This window comes from Bathymodiolus platifrons methanotrophic gill symbiont (assembly GCF_002189065.1).
GTDB lineage: Bacteria > Pseudomonadota > Gammaproteobacteria > Methylococcales > Methylomonadaceae > Methyloprofundus.
In genome coordinates, this window is the sequence record NZ_BDMN01000457.1 from 1 (window position 1) to 1,540 (window position 1,540).

At 38.1% G+C, this 1,540-nt stretch carries 1 protein-coding gene; it reads left to right on the top strand.

Annotation, left to right across the window (positions count from 1 at the left end):
• Positions 1-343: 343 nt before the first annotated feature.
• Positions 344-544, top strand: a complete 201-nt coding sequence (locus CDZ78_RS19295; RefSeq protein ID WP_087871422.1) for a hypothetical protein — start codon at positions 344-346, stop codon at positions 542-544.
• The last annotated feature ends 996 nt before the right edge of the window (positions 545-1,540 follow it).

The following is a 1,540-nucleotide window of genomic DNA, read 5'->3' on the forward strand; positions in this document are numbered from 1 at the left end:
TCGTTCGCGGCCTAAAGTGGTTTCGGAAAAATGATATTGAAGCGGGAGTAAAATATCGCGTAAAATGAACATGAATGAGGCCGTTTTGTTTGTATAATCAATGAGTTAACATCTTTTATTATACAAACAAAACAGGTCTCATTCATCATTAACCTGTTGTTTTTTAAGTAAATTCAAGGGTTTTAGCAAACGGAATGCCAGTGTTATTAGGGAATGCTAATGTTTATTAAAAATAAGCACTAACTAATATTCTTATACTTTAAAAACTAGGAAACTTCAGCCTATTATTATACCGGCCCTAAATAGCTCCTTTACCGTATATGCGATACTTACTGGTATTCTTTTGTGGGTAGCAACAGTTCTGGCGCCAAAATTTGAAAAAATATTAACTATTTTAAGTTATTTTCGCCCATACGCTTTATTAGCACAACGCGCAGGTAAAGCAGTGCTATTAGCTTTAGGTACAGTATTTTTTATCTTTTATCTCAAGTTTATTAATCCCATGTATTTAGCGCAGGGAAGAATTGCTAAACTAAAAAAGTAAGTGATCAACTTCAAAATAATTAACAGTTGTCAATAAAATGGACCCCTGAGTGAATTCAGGAAAAAAGAGCCTACAATCCAAGAGTGAAAGTGACGCTGGGTTTCTGAGAGCAGCCAAGGGGAAGGTTCCCTTGGTTGACTCACCTTGTCATCAGTGTTAAATATTTCTCAGAGGTGAACGAATTAAAGTAGAAGTGATTACCTTTCTGGAAGCGTTAAAGCTTGCCATCAACGTAAAGAAAAGTCGTCTTAGTACGCAAACTTAGCTTCCTTGGTTTTGTATTTAAAGGTAAGAAAATCGGTTGGAGCCCGAAACACTGGCTAACTTTAAGCATCGCACCCGTGAAATTACGAGACGATCTTGGGAGTGTAAGCTGGGCTTATAGGTACCACAACTCAGGCGAAATTTCATTACAAAATGGTTAATGAAACGCTGTATGCGGACCCACTTGTACGTTGGTGTGTGGGGCTGAAGAGAAACTAGCCCTTACCCGATTAGCTGTTTTTCTTACATTTAGGACTGAGAATTTTATATATCCCGAAACTGACTTGTCTTTTTTTTCAGTTCTGCGTTGTGAAAAGAGTTGCGTAATCAGCAGGTGACATATGTCAACGGCGCTCAAAACCCGCGTAACTATGGCGAGTATCGCCACTTATAGCCATCCAGTCTGGCGAATATCATCAAACCAGCATTCTATCCGATATTTTTTACCAGAAAATCGCGATTCATCATATTGGTTATTTTGACTTTACAATCTTCAAAATTCTCATCCATAAAGATTCAATAAATGAACTCATATTCCCTGAGGGGGAGTGATTGTGCCATTCTTATTGGGTGGGTTTAACCCATCTTCGTAACTAGATAATGCAGAGCATGTTCAAACGTACCGGCTTGCAGTTGATCTTGGTAACTGATCACAACCATCACGTTTTGATTGTAGTCGTAGGGAATATAGTTGGCCATTAGCATCACCCTGGTTTTGATGATCTATTTTAC